Origin of the sequence: Novosphingobium sp. BW1, assembly GCF_008107685.1 — a bacterium.
Taxonomy (GTDB): Bacteria; Pseudomonadota; Alphaproteobacteria; order Sphingomonadales; family Sphingomonadaceae; genus Novosphingobium.
On the sequence record NZ_VIRF01000041.1, the window covers coordinates 117,017 to 133,490 of the forward strand.

At 65.6% G+C, this 16,474-nt stretch carries 17 protein-coding genes; 4 read left to right on the forward strand and 13 right to left on the reverse strand.

Going from position 1 to position 16,474, the window contains the following annotated elements; genetic code table 11:
* Positions 1-57 precede the first annotated feature (57 nt).
* Positions 58-411 (forward strand): PilZ domain-containing protein, encoded by a 354-nt coding sequence (locus FMM79_RS02185; protein ID WP_148625731.1) that lies wholly within the window; start codon positions 58-60, stop codon positions 409-411.
* Between the two features lie 115 nt (positions 412-526).
* On the opposite strand, the gene FMM79_RS02190 is transcribed toward FMM79_RS02185, so the two are convergent.
* Positions 527-1,903 carry a deoxyribodipyrimidine photo-lyase gene (locus FMM79_RS02190; RefSeq protein ID WP_148625733.1) on the reverse strand — a complete coding sequence of 459 codons (1,377 nt, stop codon included), beginning with the start codon at positions 1,901-1,903 and terminating at the stop codon, positions 527-529.
* Positions 1,904-1,944: 41 nt separating this feature from the next.
* Here FMM79_RS02190 and FMM79_RS02195 point away from each other — a divergent pair, with 41 nt between their 5' ends.
* Positions 1,945-2,676, forward strand: a complete 732-nt coding sequence (locus FMM79_RS02195) for a phosphatase PAP2 family protein (RefSeq protein WP_148625734.1) — start codon at positions 1,945-1,947, stop codon at positions 2,674-2,676.
* Here FMM79_RS02195 and FMM79_RS02200 read toward each other — a convergent pair.
* Positions 2,648-3,625, reverse strand: coding sequence for a metal-dependent hydrolase (locus FMM79_RS02200; RefSeq protein WP_148625736.1), 978 nt, complete (start codon positions 3,623-3,625; stop codon positions 2,648-2,650). The genes FMM79_RS02195 and FMM79_RS02200 overlap by 29 nt on opposite strands.
* A 276-nt stretch (positions 3,626-3,901) precedes the next feature.
* Between FMM79_RS02200 and FMM79_RS02205 the strand changes: the two genes are divergently transcribed.
* Positions 3,902-4,384 (forward strand): RNA pyrophosphohydrolase, encoded by a 483-nt coding sequence (locus FMM79_RS02205; RefSeq protein WP_148625738.1) that lies wholly within the window; start codon positions 3,902-3,904, stop codon positions 4,382-4,384.
* 88 nt (positions 4,385-4,472) lie between these two features.
* Here FMM79_RS02205 and FMM79_RS02210 read toward each other — a convergent pair whose 3' ends face one another.
* The 5 genes from FMM79_RS02210 to FMM79_RS02230 all read right to left on the reverse strand — a co-directional run bounded on the left by FMM79_RS02210 (position 4,473) and on the right by FMM79_RS02230 (position 9,672).
* Positions 4,473-4,997: a hypothetical protein gene (locus FMM79_RS02210; protein ID WP_240338925.1), complete on the reverse strand. Its 525-nt coding sequence runs from the start codon at positions 4,995-4,997 to the stop codon at positions 4,473-4,475.
* Between the two features lie 49 nt (positions 4,998-5,046).
* The gene (locus FMM79_RS02215) at positions 5,047-6,219 is read right to left on the reverse strand and encodes an RsmB/NOP family class I SAM-dependent RNA methyltransferase (RefSeq protein WP_148625742.1); all 1,173 of its coding nucleotides are present in this window, start codon (positions 6,217-6,219) and stop codon (positions 5,047-5,049) included.
* Entirely contained in the window at positions 6,216-6,443 is a 228-nt protein-coding gene (locus tag FMM79_RS02220; protein WP_148625743.1) for a hypothetical protein, read from the reverse strand. Before FMM79_RS02220 ends, FMM79_RS02215 begins: the two co-directional genes overlap by 4 nt.
* A gap of 14 nt (positions 6,444-6,457) precedes the next feature.
* Positions 6,458-7,915 (reverse strand): IMP dehydrogenase, encoded by a 1,458-nt coding sequence (gene guaB, locus FMM79_RS02225; protein ID WP_148625745.1) that lies wholly within the window; start codon positions 7,913-7,915, stop codon positions 6,458-6,460.
* A 176-nt stretch (positions 7,916-8,091) separates the two neighbouring features.
* Positions 8,092-9,672, reverse strand: coding sequence for a M28 family peptidase (locus tag FMM79_RS02230; RefSeq protein WP_240338926.1), 1,581 nt, complete (start codon positions 9,670-9,672; stop codon positions 8,092-8,094).
* A gap of 280 nt (positions 9,673-9,952) precedes the next feature.
* Here FMM79_RS02230 and FMM79_RS02235 point away from each other — a divergent pair, with 280 nt between their 5' ends.
* Positions 9,953-10,615, forward strand: a complete 663-nt coding sequence (locus FMM79_RS02235; protein ID WP_148625747.1) for a hypothetical protein — start codon at positions 9,953-9,955, stop codon at positions 10,613-10,615.
* 70 nt (positions 10,616-10,685) lie between these two features.
* Here the strand turns inward: FMM79_RS02235 and FMM79_RS02240 are convergent, their stop codons facing one another.
* The 6 genes from FMM79_RS02240 to sdhC form a co-directional block, all read right to left on the reverse strand.
* Positions 10,686-12,356, reverse strand: a complete 1,671-nt coding sequence (locus tag FMM79_RS02240) for a M56 family metallopeptidase (protein ID WP_148625749.1) — start codon at positions 12,354-12,356, stop codon at positions 10,686-10,688.
* Positions 12,353-12,763 carry a BlaI/MecI/CopY family transcriptional regulator gene (locus tag FMM79_RS02245; protein WP_148625751.1) on the reverse strand — a complete coding sequence of 137 codons (411 nt, stop codon included), beginning with the start codon at positions 12,761-12,763 and terminating at the stop codon, positions 12,353-12,355. The genes FMM79_RS02240 and FMM79_RS02245 overlap by 4 nt, the downstream gene beginning before the upstream one ends.
* A gap of 109 nt (positions 12,764-12,872) precedes the next feature.
* Entirely contained in the window at positions 12,873-13,484 is a 612-nt protein-coding gene (locus FMM79_RS02250; protein ID WP_148625753.1) for an HdeD family acid-resistance protein, read from the reverse strand.
* Between the two features lie 243 nt (positions 13,485-13,727).
* Complete coding sequence (gene sdhA, locus FMM79_RS02255; RefSeq protein ID WP_148625755.1) at positions 13,728-15,548, reverse strand: succinate dehydrogenase flavoprotein subunit; 1,821 nt, start codon at positions 15,546-15,548, stop codon at positions 13,728-13,730.
* A gap of 4 nt (positions 15,549-15,552) precedes the next feature.
* Positions 15,553-15,933 carry a succinate dehydrogenase, hydrophobic membrane anchor protein gene (gene sdhD / locus FMM79_RS02260; protein ID WP_148625756.1) on the reverse strand — a complete coding sequence of 127 codons (381 nt, stop codon included), beginning with the start codon at positions 15,931-15,933 and terminating at the stop codon, positions 15,553-15,555.
* 16 nt (positions 15,934-15,949) lie between these two features.
* Complete coding sequence (gene sdhC / locus FMM79_RS02265; RefSeq protein WP_148625758.1) at positions 15,950-16,342, reverse strand: succinate dehydrogenase, cytochrome b556 subunit; 393 nt, start codon at positions 16,340-16,342, stop codon at positions 15,950-15,952.
* Between the last annotated feature and the right edge of the window lie 132 nt (positions 16,343-16,474).

Consider the following 16,474-nt stretch of genomic DNA (forward strand, 5'->3'; position numbering starts at 1 on the left):
CACGCGGTCGATTCCGGCTGCGGGCAGCAATGCATTCAGGCGCAGGGACCCCTAACCATGGCCAGCACCGGCAAGCAGTTGTACGAGAACGCGGCGCAGGAAGATCGCAGCGCGCCGCGCGAGCGCATTTCCATTCCCGCCTCGCTGCGCGCATCCGGCGGCAAGGGCTACCAGACCGTCGTGCGCGATCTCTCAATGTCAGGTTTTTCGGCCACGGCGATGAGCCGCGTCCACCCCGGCACTTACTGCTGGCTCACCCTGCCGGGCATGGAGTCGATGGCCGCCAAGGTCATCTGGTGGGACGAGGGCATGGTCGGGTGCGCCTTCGAGAATCTCATCGCCCCGATCATCTACGAAGACCTCATGGTCCGCTGGCGCCTGAAAGGCTGGCTTGGCACGAGCGAAGGCTGAACCGGCCAAGCAGAAAGAGGCCATCGCCCCCTTCCCTCGAAATCGGTACAACCGACGCGAGGCGCACAGTTCGGGGAGCCCGAGGGCAATCGCCCTTGCAGCGATGTCCTACTTCCTACCCCCCCTTGAAGCGCTCCCATGCACCCAGCGCGCGTTCGCGCCCGGCGCGGTGTTCGATCAGCTTTTGCGGATAGCCTTTCGGGCGCGCCATCGGTGAGGGGTCGTGGATCTCGCCCGCAGGCAGATCGGCCAGTTCGGGCACCCAGTGCCGGATATAACCCGCCGCATCGAACTTCTCCGACTGGCTGAGCGGCGCCATGATCCGCACGAACATGTTCGAATCGACACCCGAGCCCGCATTCCACTGCCAATTGACCGCGTTCGAGGCGTAGTCTGCGTCCACCAGCGTATCCCAGAACCATTTTTCCCCCTCACGCCAGTCAATCAGCAGGTGCTTGATGAGGAAGCTGGCCGTGATCATGCGCACGCGGTTGTGCATCCAGCCGGTATGCCATAGCTCGCGCATCCCAGCATCGACGATGGGATAGCCAGTGCGCCCCTGCTGCCAGGCCTCCAGGTCCTCCTCGGCCTGCGCACCGCTGCGCCACGGAAAATCATCGAAGCCCTCGCGCGCGGAGGTTCCGCCATAGTCGGGGTACTGCAGGATCACGTTCTGCGCATAGTCGCGCCAGCCGATCTCGCTGAGGAACGTGGCAACCGAGCCGCCCGCCGAAGACGTGGCGTGCCACACCTGCACGGGTGAGATCTCGCCGAAATGCAAATGGGGGGAAAGGAACGAAGTGCCCTTGCGCGCGGGGAGGTTGCGCTGCCCTTCATAGCGCGAAGCCTTCTCGGCAAAGGCCTTCAAGCGCGCCTTCGCGCCATCCTCGCCCGGGGTCCAGAAGTCGCGCAGGCCACCCGCCCAGTCAGGCTTCGTTGGCAGCAAGCCCCAGTCATCCAGCGCCTCGCTCTCGGGCCAGCTCTCGGGCGCAGCGATGGTTTGCGGGCGATGCAGCGGATCGGGCGGCGGCAAACGTTCGTGCAGCGCACGCCAGAAGGGCGTGAAGATCTTGTAGGGCTGGCCCGCGCCCGTCGTGACCGATCCGGGCGGCGCCAGGTAATTTCCGTGATGAAGATGCAGCGTCAGCGCCTTGCCAACCGCCTTTTCGGCGTTGCGCCACCAGGGCTCGTAGTGGCGCATCGCGTGGACCTCACTCGCCCCCACCTCCTTCGCCAGCGCAAGGAGCACATCCTCGCACCTGCCACGGCGCAGGATCAGGCGCGAGCCCTTCTCCTCCAGCGCCGCACCAAGGCTTGCCAGCGAATGGTGCAGCCACCAGCGCGAGGCCCCGCCCATTGCACGATGCTTCGCGCTCTCGTCATCGAGTACATAGACGGGAACGACCGGCCCCTTCGCCGCGGCCTCGACCAGTGCGGCCTGATCGGAAAGACGAAGATCCCGGCGAAACCAGACGATTACAGGTGAACTCATGGCTTGCGCAACGCCTCCCTATGCGCTGCGTTCCCTAGACCATGATTCTTTCCGAGCAAATATCCCGCCCCCTGCTTCACAGCCATCCGATCAACCGTCGCAAGGCCCTGATCGTAGGGCTTCTGGGCTGGATCGGCTTTGCCATACTCGCCTGGGCGGTGCTGACCGGGCACACCGCCACCATCGACCGCACCGGCCTGCTGTTCTGGCGCGACGGAGACCTGCGCCCGATTGGCCCTGTCCTCCTGCTCGAAGTCGTGCGCGACATCACGGCGCTGGGTGGTGTACTGCTGCGCAATCTCTTCGCGCTCGCAGCCATCGTCGCGCTCGTCTTTCTGGGCCACCGACGCGCGGCGAGCCTGCTGAGCCTCACAGTCGTGTTGGGCTGGGTAGTCGAAGTCGCGATCAAGCTGCTTGTCGGACGCCCACGCCCGGAAATCACGCTGCATCTGACCGACGCGGGCGGTTCCAGCTTTCCCAGCGGGCACAGCTTCAATGCGGCGGTGGTTTTTCTGGCCATCGCGCTCGCATTTGCTGGCTTCAGCTCCCGTGAACGGGTGCGCGTGACGATTCTCGGCGGCGCGCTGGCGACCAGCCTGATGGTCGCCTGGAGCCGCGTCTGGCTCGGGGTCCACTGGCCCTCCGACGCGCTGGCCGGGTGGCTGGGCGGGACGGCCTGGGCCTTTTCGGCTGCCGCCCTCCTCGGCCCGGCCGCGCGCCTTACCGCAGCGAAGAGCGAGCGCTTCAGCGGCCCGAGCAGCGCCCTTCACTGAGGGGAAGCTCCACTTCGACCCGGAAGCCATCGGCGAAACCACCGCGCGCATAGCGGCCGTCGCCCACCGTGACCATCTCGGTGCAGCCCTCGCTCGATATGCGGGCAAAGGGCATCTGCGACCAGTCGAGGAAATCGCGCAATTGCGCCGACGCCGCGATGGCCCGGCGAACCTCGGGCCGTTCCATGTTGTCAGGTTGGGGCGCCTGGATCTGGCTGAGCGCACCGGCAGCGACGAGCGGATCGTAGCGGGCATAGCCAAGCGCGCCGTTCTCACGCCACACCACCTCACGCCGCCAGAAGGCGAGCGGGCCGGGGCTGGCAAAGACCCGGTCCGGAGTGGCATGGGGCGGCGCGTTGCGCAGCGCGGTGCCCGCCATCTGCGAGATGCCGATGTTCGCGCCGATGAACAGGACTACGCCCGCAAGGCCCGCGATGGCCGCCGTGCCCGGTGAGGCTGCACCTGCCTTCGCCTTGCGCCAGGCAAGGAATAGGCCGCCCCACAGCATCGCCAGCAGCCAGGGCGAGATGATGAACAGTCCATCAGTGTGGAACCAGCGCGTGCTGGTGGGGGACAGGATCTGCACTGCATACGTATTCTGAAGATCCAGCAAGGGGTGGGTGAGCGCGCCCAGATAGCACAGCGCAAGAAGCCACCAGGGCCGCATCTCCAGGCCGCTGGCGAAGGTTGCGCCACGCTTCACTTGCCAGCTATCGAGCAACCACAACAGCCCGGCCAGCATCGGGGGCATGACGAGCACGCCGCCGACGAGGCCATGTGTGAAACCCCGGTGCATCGCCATCGGCGCCCAGGGCGCCCAACCGAAGAACACATCGATATCGGGCATGTTTGCCGCCAGCACGCAGGCCGCCAGGCCCTTGCGCGTACGCCGCTTGAGGCCGGTTTCCGCGAGCGCCCAGCCAGTCAGGCTGTGGGTGATGTTATCCATTTTTTCCCGTATCTTGAACTAGGTTCAGCGCCGTGTATCGCGGCACACAGCCGCGCTGGCAAGGATACAGCTCCCAACGCGCACTAACCTTCAAGGTGCCTGACCTTCACGCAACCGAAGGTCGACTTGCACGAAAGACCCGACGGAAATCGGCAAATCAGGCTGGCAAAACGGGGGCGCATGGGCCATCTTGAAATCGATGCCCGCCGCGCCTTCCCCTTTCCGGATCTGCCGCCATGCGGGCTCTCATTCAATTTACCGGAATCAATCCAGGCAATGACCGATTACGCGAATCTTCCTTACCGCCCCTGCGTCGGGGTGATGCTTGTCAATGCCGACGGCAAAGTCTTCGTCGGCAAGCGAATCGACACCAAGGAGGGCAATTTCTGGCAAATGCCGCAGGGCGGCGTGGACGATGGCGAAAACCTCAAGGACGCGGCCCTGCGCGAGCTGTTCGAGGAAACCGGCGTGCCTGCCGACAAGGCGGTGATCCTCACTCGCACCAAGGACGAACTGCTCTACGACCTGCCCGACGAACTGCTCGGCAAACTTTGGAAGGGGCAGTTTCGCGGCCAGCGCCAGCACTGGTTCCTCGCGCGCTTCGAAGGCAGCGATGAGGACATCGACCTCAACGCGCACGAACCGGCCGAATTCTGTGACTGGAAGTGGGTCGATGGCGATGATCTGCCCGAGCTCATCGTGCCCTTCAAGAAGCGCGTCTACCGCTCGGTGCTCGAAGAATTCCGAGCGCTGATCTGAACAGCGTCAAATCTCCAATGGCAAGGAAAAAGCCCGCTGAACCCGAAGGTTCGGCGGGCTTTTTCGTCATTCGGGGTAGCTCTGGCGCTTACTGGTTAGCGCTCTGCGTCCCCGGTGTCGTCTTGACCTCGGACGCGCTCACGACCTTGGCGGCATTCTCGGACGAAGGGCCTCTGGCAATCGCTGCCGAAACGTCACGGGCCTGCGTGCAGTCGGCACCGCACAGGCTTTCCAGCCGGGCGAGGCGACGGTTCGCCTTCTCGGTCGCGCCCTTCTCAGCCAAGGCAATCCCCTCACCCGCCAGAGCTTCAAGGTTGCGCGGATCACGCTCGAGCGCGATGCGGTAGTACCGGATCGCCTTGCCCGTAAGGCCCTTGGCGCGTTCCGCCTCAGCCAATGCAACCAGCACGGCGACGCTGCCCGGCTCGACCGCCAGCGCGGCTTCGAAGGCATCGACGGCCTGCGCCGTAGCGCCCGCTTTCAGGCTTGCCTGGCCCTGCTCCATCAGCGCGCTCGCACGCGGGTCCAGCACTTCGCTCGCCTGCGAATGCGACATGCTGGAGGAGACGGCAACAACAAGAGAAAGGGCAACGGCAGCAGGCGTGTAACGCATCAGGAAGTCCTTGGCAGAGGTCTGTTTCCGCGACATGACCGCAAAGCTATCACAGCCGCTTGAAGCGCGCGACGAAAAACCCGTCGGTTCCGTCCTGGCCTGGCGCGAGGCGCAGCCCTGCTCCGCGCGGCGTTCCGGCCGGAAGCGCAATCGCCTCGGCCTGCCAGCCCGGATTGCGCGCAAGGAAGCCTTCGGCCTGGTCCGCACCCTCGGCATCGAGCAACGAGCAGGTCACGAAAACGAGGCGCCCATCGGGCTTCACCAGGCTTGCCGCAATGTCGAGCAGGCGCGCCTGCGTGGTGGCATAGCGCAAGATCTGCTTGTCGGTGAGCCGCCAGCGGGCCTCGGGATTGCGGCGCCAGGTGCCCGTGCCCGAGCACGGCGCGTCCACCAGCACAGCGTCCGCGGCCCCGACAAGGCCTGAGAGCCGGGCAGGCTCCTTACCCGGGTTCAGGAGAAGCGTTTCAATGGGCAAGGTGCCCGCCCGCTCCGCGCGCGGGGCAAGCCGTGAAAGGCGCGTACGGTCGCTGTCGCAAGCGATCAGGCGCCCGGTGTTGGCCATGCTTGCGGCCAGCGCAAGGGTCTTGCCGCCTGCGCCCGCGCACAAGTCGACAACCGTCTCGCCGGGCGCGGCGGCAACCACTTCGCAGGTCAACTGCGAACCGGTGTCCTGCACCTCGATGGCGCCGCTGGCGAACGCCTCGGTCGGCTCGATGCGCGTGTCGGGAGGGTAACGCCATCCGTTGACGGCCTGCGTCTTCTCCGCGCCCTCGGGCAGATCGTCCGGCGTGCCCTTGAGTGTGTTGAGACGGACATCGAGCGGGGCCCGGTCGAGCATGTGCGCGGCGGCCTCGGCATCGATGCCACTGTTCGCAAGTCGCATCATCAACCAATAGGGCGCCGCCCCGCGGGCGGCCACCGGCTCATCAGCCGAGATCGCGGCAGGTGCGTGGCGAGAACCGTCAAAAAGCTCCGCAATATCGGGGTTTTCCTGGGCAACACGCACCATCGCGGCGCGGCCCGTTTCGGGCACCTCACCGCAGGCGCGGATCGCACGGTAGGTCAACTCGCGCACCGCGCGCCGGTCCTTGCTGCCGGCAAAGCGGCGGGTGCGGAACCAGTCGGCGATGATGCGGTCGGCAGGCGCACCATTGGAACGCGCCGCCTCGATCACGAGGTCAAGGATCTCGATCGCGGCCTGGACGCGGGCGGAAGGGGTCATCGGGAAGTCTCCTGGCCGGCCCGAAACGCCTGCCAGGCGGCCTCCATCTCGGCGCCCGGCGGCACCTGGAGACATGCGTGAGGCGCAGCCTTGCGACGCGCAGCGGCGGCCTCACATGCCTCGTTCGATACGAACAGGCCGGGAACACGGGTGACTGGCGGAGCGGCGGACGTCGCTCCGGGATCGGCCAGCACCAGAAGCATCCAGGGAAGGAATTCCTCCATTCCCGGCCTCCGGCTCAGCGCGTCGGGTAGTTGGGTGCCTCGCGGGTGATGGTCACGTCGTGGACGTGACTTTCGCTGAGACCCGCGTTGGTGATGCGCACGAACTGCGAGTTCTTGCGCAGATCCTCGATCGTGGCCGATCCGGTGTAGCCCATAGCCGCCTTGATGCCGCCCACCAACTGGTGGATCACGTCCTTGGCGGGGCCCTTGAATGCCACCTGGCCTTCGATGCCCTCGGGGACGAGCTTCATCTGGTCCTTGATGTCGCCCTGGAAGTAGCGGTCGGCCGAGCCCCGGCCCATCGCGCCCACAGAGCCCATGCCGCGGTACGACTTGTAGGCGCGCCCCTGGTACAGGAAGGTCTCACCCGGCGCTTCGGCAGTGCCTGCCAGCATCGAGCCGACCATCACGGTCGAGGCACCGGCAGCGAGCGCCTTGGCGGCATCGCCCGAAGTGCGAAGGCCACCGTCGGCAATGACCGGCACGCCCAGCTTGTCGGCCGCTTCGGCCGCGTCCATGACGGCGGTCAACTGGGGCACGCCCACGCCCGCGACGATGCGCGTCGTACAGATCGAGCCCGGGCCGATGCCCACTTTGATGCAGTCCGCACCCGCCTCGGCGAGCGCCTTGGCGGCCTCGGCGGTGGCGACGTTGCCCGCGATCACCTGAACCGAGTTGGAGATCTTCTTGGCGCGTTCGACGGCGCGCGCGACATCGGCGTTATGGCCATGCGCGGTGTCGATCACGACCACGTCGCACTCGGCATCGATCAGCGCCTCGGTGCGGGCAAAGCCCTTGTCACCCACGGTCGTCGCCGCCGCGACGCGCAGACGGCCTGCCGCGTCCTTGGTCGCATCGGGATAGGTGACGGCTTTCTCGATATCCTTGACTGTGATGAGGCCCACGCAGTGGAAGGCATCGTCGACGACAAGCAGCTTCTCGATGCGGCGGGCGTGCAGCAGGCGGCGCGCCTCATCTTGGCCAACGCCGGTGCTGACAGTCGCCAGATTCTCGTGCGTCATCAGCTCGCGCACGGGCTGTGCGGTGTTGTCGGCAAAGCGCACGTCGCGGTTGGTGAGGATGCCAACCAGCTTGCCCGAGCTTTCGACCACGGGAATGCCGCTGATCTTATGCAACTGCATGAGCGCCTGCGCCTCGCCCAGTGTCGCGTCCGGGGCGATGGTGATGGGGTTCACGACCATGCCGCTCTCGAAGCGCTTGACCTGGCGGACAGCCGCGCACTGCTCCTCGATGGTCAGGTTGCGATGGAGCACGCCGATCCCGCCCAGCTGCGCCATGACGATTGCCATGTCGGCTTCGGTCACGGTGTCCATGGCCGAAGAGATAACGGGGATGTTCAGACCGATTTCGCGCGTAAGTTTCGTGCGGGTATCGGCCTGATTGGGAACGATGTCGGACTTCGCGGGACGAAGCAGAACGTCGTCAAAGGTGAGTCCGAGCTGGATTTCCATGTGTGCCACCATGCCTTTGGGGAGATTCGTGGCGGCCCATGTAACCAAGTGGTGCGCTTTGGGCTAGTGGGCAGATGCGCTTCTTATGCCTCGCTGGTGCACAAAAACGCGTTTTTGTGGCCAAACACCAATTTGGATAGACGTCCTGGTGGTGCAGCGCGGCCTTGCGCAGGGTTTCAGGGCGCCTCGGGGCGAGCAAGCGGCGCGTTGCGCGGATCGGAAAACCAGCGTCCCAGGTCTGTGAGGAGAAGCACGTCCTCAACTTCGCCTCCCAGTGCCAACCCATGGGTCAGGTCGTCGCTGGGGCGGTGATAGTCGCTCTCGTAAAAAGCACGCATACGGCTGATATCGCCATAGGCCGTTGTGACCATGACCGCCGGGATATCATGCTGAAGCAAGGCCCAGCCATCCTGACGGCGCACGAATTCGTTGGCATCCTCGCTCTCGAGAAGATCAAAGTTGGCACGCCGGGCTACTTTGGCGATGTCCTCGTCAAGTCCGGTCATACCCTTGCCGACGATGGCGAACGGCGTGCCGGCGGGTGCGATGGCGACCGAGTCGATATTGAACGCCGCCACGATGCCGTCGAGCGGGACCGGCGGGTTCTCGGCAAAAGCATGAGCACCTAGCAGCCCGACTTCCTCGCCCGTTGTGGAAAGGAAGTAGATGTCGCGTTCAAGCGGCGGCCCCTTGGCGAGCGCGCGGGCCACTTCGGTGAGCGCGGCCACCCCGCTCGCGTTGTCAATCGCGCCGTTGCAGACGGTATCTTCTGCGGGCGGCTCGGCACAGGCCCCGAAGTGGTCCCAATGCGCGACGAACAGGACCACGCCCGCATCCGGGTTCCGCCCGGGCAGCTTGCCGATGAGGTTGTGGGTGTGAATGGTCGTGGAGCGGGTGGTGGCCTCGAACGAGGCGGAGAGACCGAGAGCAAGCGGCATGAAGTCGGCGCGCGCCGCTTTCGCCTCCAGCGAGGGGAGTGTCTGCGCGGTTCCTTTCAGAAGCTCTGCCATCGCCTCGGGGCTGATGAAGGCCTCTAGGTCGCCGCCAGTCGCATCTTGCGCCAGTGCATAGCCCGAACGTCCGCGCCGGGCGACAACCTCCTCGAAGCTGCGCGACCCGTCAAGCACGGTGAGCACGGCCGCCGCCCCCATTGCCAGGAACGCGCTTTGCCGCGTGCCGGATGCGACTTCATCCTCACGCAGGCCGTCGAGCAGGACGACGATGCGCCCGGCCAGTTCGTTACGTGTCAGCGCGCCAGCTTCCAGGTTGCCGACGAAAAGCAGGGGCGAGCGGCGGGCAAGGCCGCGCTTGCCCGAGGTCAGCACAATCACATCCTCGGGCGTCAGCGCCTTCGTGCCGCGCCCCCGGAAGAACTGCGCCGACGACGTCGCAGGCTCACGCGCGACCAGGGTGACGGGCGCGAACCACTCGTTGGCGGGATCGTTGGTGCCCGAGACGAGGCCGATGTCGAACCATTCCCGGCCCAGGTAGCGCAGCGTTTTGGCCTCACCCTCGGTGCCCGGTTCGCGGCCCGCGAAGTCGTCACTCGCCAGTATCTCGATATGGTGGCGCAGGCGCCCTTCGAGCGCGCGCTCGAATCGCCGCGATGCGGCCTCGAGCGGGGCCGGGCCGGTCACCGCCATCACCCCCGCAAGAGCAGCCAGCCAGGTCCGCCTGCCCCGCACGCGCCAGTCGCCGCGCGCCACAGGCCAGGCAGATAGCAGCCACACGGCGTTCAAGAACGGTCTGACGAACACGGAAGGTATCGCTTTTCCTTTGTGCGGCAGGACGCCGCAGCCGCCTCATGGCACAAGCGCTCCCGATGCCGCAACGGCGGTTTGCACCGTGTAGGAGATTGAGGGCCCAAGACCGCCGCAACACACCGCATGGCTTGTGCAATTTTCGCAACGGGAACGCGAACACGTGTGATACGTTGAACGCATCAAGCCGGACAGAATGTGCGGATATCAAGCCGATAGAAAAAAGCTGCCCGGCGCATTCGCTCGCTTCCAAGGCCGCTACTATGGAGACGTTCGAATGTCCACGCGAACCCGCGCCCTCATTGCCGCCCTTGCCCTACTGCCACTTGCCCAACCCGCGCTCGCGCAGGGGGACAGCAAGCCGATCACCAGCAAGGATCCCTCCGCGCTCGACATTGCCAAGACGCCGGTGACCGACCTCAACCTCGACTCCAAGGAAATACCCGAGGTGCTGACCCGAGCGGTGAAGCAGCCCTACGATCTGACCGGACTGAACAGCTGCGCGGCCATCGGCCGGTCGGTGCAGGAAATCTTCGCGGCCATCGGCCCCGACGTCGACATTCCCAAGGAGGAGCGCGACCGCATCAGCGCCGGGCGTGTCGCCAAGTGGATCGTCTCCTCATTCATTCCCTTTCGCGGCCTCATCCGCGAAATCTCGGGCGCGAACGACCGCGAGCGTGAAGTGCGCGCCGCGATCCAGGCCGGCATGACACGCCGCGGCTTCCTCAAGGGGGTGGGCGCTTCGCGCGGATGCGACTACCCCGCCGCACCCGCCACCGCCGAGGATATCGCCGCCATCGAAGCCGAACTCGACCGCCGCGACACCGAAGAAAAGAACGGTGACAAGGATACGAAGGTCGAGCGCGGCGAGGAACAGGGTGACCGCACCAGCGCGGGCGTTCCCATCGTCAGCCAGCCCGTGGTGCAGGGCCAGATCTAGGCCCGCAATGCGCGAAGGCGGGAACGGCGCTGCACTGCCTTCCTCGCCTTCTCGGCTGTACAGGTCTTCTTCAGATCTCGTCGGCGCGCAGGTCGCGCTTCACCTCGGCCCGCGCCTCAGCCAGCTCGCGCTCGATCTCGGCTAAGGCGCCTGCACGGCTTGGCGCATCGTGCCCCGCCTGCGCAGCGATCTCGTGGCGGGCACCTTCCAGCGCGCTGAGCACGATCTGCGCGATGTGTTGCGGGGGCCCTGAGCAAATCACGACGTGCTCGCCGTCTTTGGATTGCTTCCGAGCGCGCGAGCGACCTTGGGTGTCGGCCGGGCAGCGCGTATCGATCACCATCTCACGGCGTGCCTCTCCCACACCGTCTTGCGCCGGATGCACAATGCGCAGGGTCTTCACCTTGCCATCCCTCGAGACCAACTCCTCGACCTTGGGCGCATTCGCCAGGGCCTTGGCGACGATCGCCTCGATCTCGACCTCGTTCAGTCCCGCATGGCGCGCCTGCTTCTCGGCCCGGCGCACGGCGCGTTCGGTCGAGGCTGCGACCTCATCGAACACGGAGGGCGGAGCGGGCGGCACCGGGGGAATATCCCTCACGCTGGCGGGGGCCTCGGGAGCGGAGGGAGCCTCCGGCGGGAGCGGCGCGGCAATGCGGCCGGGCACGAATGGAGGCGCGGGAGGCGCAGGAGATAGCGGCACGTCGAGGTCCGTGGCGGCCGTGACCTCGTCCTGCCCGCGCGCCGCGTAACTGACCGTCGCGGTCATCGGCACCGCCACGATAGCGAGCGCGAAAAGACTGCGCGCGGCCAGCTTGCGCCTGGGGCCTGTCTCGGCCTGGTTGAGCGCCCGCAGGCGCTGGATGATAGGCTTGCCGCCGCCAAGCCCGCCCGCCATCGGCGCAGCCAGAGCCAGCGGTGCATGCCCGGCAAACGAGGCAATGAGCTGGCCATAGCGCGCCCTCTCGGCCCGGTCCCGGCCAGCCATGACGCGGGCATCGCAGGCCGCCTCCTGGTCGCCGCGCAGCGCGCGCCATGATGCCCAAGCCAACGGATTGAACCAGTGCAGCGCAAAAAGCGGCTGCAGCGCCATGATTGCAATGAGGTCCCCCCCAGCGTGGTGCTCGAGTTCGTGGGCAATAGCAAAGTCCGAGGTTTCGGAATCGGCCTTGGCAAGAAAGCCAAAGGGCAGCGCGACCACCTTGTCGAAGACCCCGAAGGCAAGCGGCACAGCCACCAGCGGGCTTTCGATAATGCGAACGCGGCCTGCGCTGGCGACGGCCCGCGCATCGGCGAGGATCTGCCGGCGCATCATCTGGTAGTTCCAGGTACGCCAGACAAGGAACGCAAGTGCCCCTGCCAGCCAGACCATGAGGAGCGTGCTGGTCCAGGGGATCTGCATCCAGGACTCGGGCTCGGCGGGCACGAACACAAAATCAGCGGGAGGCTCGGCGGCAAAGACGATCCCCGCCGCCTCGGACGCAGGCCGAAGCGCAGTCGATGCTTCCCCGGCGCGCGCCGAGCTCTGCGCGACGCCGACTTCCAGCCCCGCGAGCCAACGCGTCGGCGCCAGAGCCGCGGGCAAGGCCAGCGGCGGCATCACGAAGCGAAGCGCGGGCAACAGCCACAGGGCATATGCGGCCTGCGCACCAAAGCTACGCGCCACCGGGCGGCGAAGAAGCAGTACCAGCGCCATCAGCGCGCCGGTCATCGTCAGCGTATCAATCAACCATTCGGTCATGATTTCAACTCCTTGAGGAGAGCTTCGATCTCGGCAATGTCGGTATCGGTCAACGCTTCAGCTTGCGCGAGCTGGGCGAACAGCGGCGCCGCCCTGCCCCCGAACAGACGGTCGACAAGGCGGCGGCTTTCGGTGCCGACATAGTCGGACCGGGCCATGGCGGGGCTATAGAGGAAGCGCTTGCCATCGCGCGTGGTGCTGAGCGCCTGCTTGGTCACGAGGCGCGCGAGCAGGGTCTTGACCGTTGGCAGGCTCCACCCGCGCGCGGCGCAGACTTTTGCACAGACATCCTGCGCAGAGAGCGGTGCCTCTTCCCACAGGACTTCCATCACCGCATGCTCGGCTTCGGAAATACGCTCGCCAGACTGGGCTTTGGCTTCGGGTGTTGCGGCCACGTTTTGCTCCATCGTTTACACACGTAATCGACTACGCCTGTAAACAATGAGCGTCAATCGCGCAGATGTCGTTCGCAGATCCCGGGATGCCGTTGGTCGAGCACCAGCGCCCCGGAGCCCCCTAAAGGCGGGAGCGTACCGCGTTGCCGACCTTGCGCATGCCCAGCGCCAGCACGATCAGGAATACGCCCCGCACGGCGAACGAGATCATCAGGATCACCGCCAGAAACGCAAGGCCCGTCGCGGGCGAAGAGAATAGCAGGATGAGGCCGAGCACGAGGTCGAGCGCGCCCATGAACAGGCGCCAGCCCCTGTCGTGGCTGGCCTTGAGTGCCCAGGCGATTTGCAGGACACCCGCAATCCCGAGCCACGCGCCGATCGCCCAGACGAGCGACAGCGCGCCGACCACCGGGTTAAACAGGGCAAAGAGGCCCGCGATCAGGGCCAGGACGCCCAGCGCGATTTCCACCCAGCGCCCACGATGTGCCATCGAGGTGGCCCCTGCGGCAATCGCGGCGACACCGTAAAGCAGAAGCGTGATGCCCACGATGATGCCTGTCGCCACCCCCGTCGCAATAGGGTTCGTGAGGATCAGCAGGCCCAGGACTAACAGGAAGATCCCGTAGGCCAGTATCCAGCCCCAGATCTTGCCCGGCGCATGGGCAAGCGCGGCCACGACCGGGTCCTTCTCAACATCGGGGGTGAGAGCGGGGTCGAGTTCTTCGCGCGGCATGGGCGTCTCCTTGGCGGGCTCACGGGCTGAAAATGTGCCCTCACCACAGGAGGAGCGACACTGGCAAAAACACTGAAACCCACCAGGAAGTTGCCGCCGCGCGTAGGAAAGTGCGCTCTTGCAAACGATTTTTCCTGCGTCGCCTGATCTCAGTAGCCGCCCGAGACGTAAAAAGGCGGCGCTCCCTTCCGGGAACACCGCCTTTTGAACACCTGGCCTTCGGACCGAGCGAAGGCGCCGGGATCAGTACACGCGCTTCTTGGGCTTGATGTACTCGGCATCGTCAGTGAGCGTGTATTCGTGCACCGGACGGTAGTCGAGGCGGACCTCGCCGCCCTTGCCGCCCCAGCCGTTGAACCAGGCGGCAGTGTGCTTCATCCACTCGCCGTCGTTGCGATCGGGGAAGTCCTCGTGCGCGTGGGCGCCGCGGCTTTCTTCGCGCGCATGGGCACCGTGCAAGGTCACGGTGGCCGCACCGATCAAGTTGTCCAGTTCCATCGTCTCGACGAGGTCGGAGTTCCAGATCAGACCGCGGTCCGAAACCTTGATGTCCTGCATCTTCTTGTAGGTCTCAGCCATGGCGGTCTTGCCGTCGGCCATGAGCTGCTCGGTGCGGAACACGGCGGCGTGGGCCGACATGTTCTGCTGCATTTCCTTGCGGATCTCAGCCGTGGGGGTGTTGCCATCGGCGTAGCGGAAGTGATCGAGACGCGTGAGCGCCAGGTCCGCCGAATCCTTGGGCAGTTCGGGCTGAGCCGCGCCAGCTTTGACCGTTTCGTTGAGGCGGTGGCCGGTCGCACGGCCGAATACCACAAGGTCGGTCAGCGAGTTCGAGCCCAGGCGGTTCGCGCCGTGGACCGACACACAGGCCGCTTCCCCCACCGCAAACAGACCCGGGACAACCGTCTCGGGGTTACCATCGGCACCGATCGTCATGACCTCGCCGTGGTAGTTCGTCGGGATGCCGCCCATGTTGTAGTGGACGGTGGGAACGACAGGCAGCGGCTGACGGGTCAGGTCGACGCCCGCGAAGATCTTGCCCGATTCGGTGATGCCCGGAAGGCGCTGTGCCAGCACCTTGGGATCGATGTGGTCAAGGTGCAGGTAGATGTGGTCCTTATTCGGGCCCACGCCGCGGCCTTCGCGGATTTCCAGCGCCATCGAACGCGAGACGACGTCGCGCGAGGCAAGGTCTTTCGCCGACGGGGCATAGCGCTCCATGAAGCGCTCACCCTCGGAGTTGGTGAGGTAGCCGCCCTCGCCGCGCGCACCTTCCGTGATGAGCACGCCCGCACCGTAGATGCCGGTGGGGTGGAACTGGACGAACTCCATGTCCTGGAGCGGCAGCCCTGCGCGCAGGACCATACCCGCGCCGTCGCCGGTGCAGGTGTGGGCCGAGGTCGCGGTGAAATAGCTGCGGCCATAGCCGCCCGTCGCCAGCACCACAGCCTGCGAACGGAAACGGTGGATCGAGCCGTCATCGAGGCACAGCGCGATCACGCCGACGCACTTGCCACCGTCCATGATGAGGTCGATGGCGAAGTATTCGATGAAGAAGTCCGCCGCGTACTTCAGCGACTGCTGGTACAGGGTATGCAACATGGCGTGGCCGGTACGGTCGGCCGCAGCGCAGGTGCGCTGCACCGGCGGGCCTTCGCCCATGTTCTGCATGTGGCCGCCGAACGGACGCTGGTAGATCGTCCCGTCCTCGTTGCGGCTGAAGGGCATGCCCGCATGCTCCAGTTCGAGGATCGCGTCGGGCGCTTCGCGCACCATGTACTCGATCGCGTCTTGGTCACCCAGCCAGTCCGACCCCTTGACGGTGTCGTACATGTGCCAGGTCCAGTGGTCGGGCGTGTTGTTCTTGAGGCTGGCTGCGATGCCGCCCTGCGCCGCCACGGTGTGCGAGCGGGTGGGGAAGACCTTGGTGATGCACGCGGTCTTCAGGCCGGCTTCGGCCGACCCCATCGTGGCGCGCAGACCCGAGCCACCGGCGCCGACGACGACGGTGTCATACATGTGGTCAATGATCTTGTAGGCGGGACCAGTCTTATCCTGGGTCATTCAATCAGGCTCCCAGCGCGAGGCGAAGGATGCACAGGACGCCAAAGGCGGCACCTGCGAAAACGGCGATGTTAAGAGCGGCAAGGCACGCGAACTTGGTGCCGTGGTCGTGGACATAGTCTTCCATCATGATCTGCATGCCCAGGCGCGCGTGCCAGAACGTGGAGATGATGAGCAGGCCCATGGCGACTGCCGGTACCGGCGCGGAGATCCAGTCGATGACCGTGACGTAGGACAGATCGTCGAACAGAAGGATCGAGGCGACCAGCCAGATCAGCAGGAAGAGGTTGCCGACCGCGGTGAAGCGCTGGACCAGCCAGTGATGCGCGCCATGCTTGGCCGAGCCGAGACCGCGCACGCGGCCGATGGAGGTTCCGTTACCCATGATGTCTACCCTATCTTCAGCGCAGCAGCAGGATCGCCCAGAAGGCGATGGTGAGAACGACACCCAGCACGCTGGTCAGGATCGACCAGTTGCGGTTGCCCTTCAACTCGAAACCGGCGCCGATATCGAGGACGAAGTGGCGAAGGCCGCTCATCATGTGATTGAAAAGGGCCCAGCTAACGCCGACCAGAACAATGTAACCAATGGGCGAGGTCATGCACTCGGCAAGCTGCGCGTACGCAGCAGGGCCACTGGCGAGCGCGCCAAGCCACCACAGCAGCAGCGCGAGGCCGACAACCAGACCGTGCCCGCTCACGCGGTGCATGATCGAGACAAACATATGCGGACCCCAGCGCCAGATCTGGAGGTGCGGCGATAACGGACGGTTCTTGCTGCCAGCGGTGGCCATGTCCTTGCGAATCCCCTTGCCTGCGGCAGCCTAGGTACGCTGCCCTCGTGGAAGTCCCCCTTAGTCATTTCGCTGCAACGCGCAAGTTCCACAGTCACATCCGCAGGATTGGGGCGCGCAACTAGCCAAGCG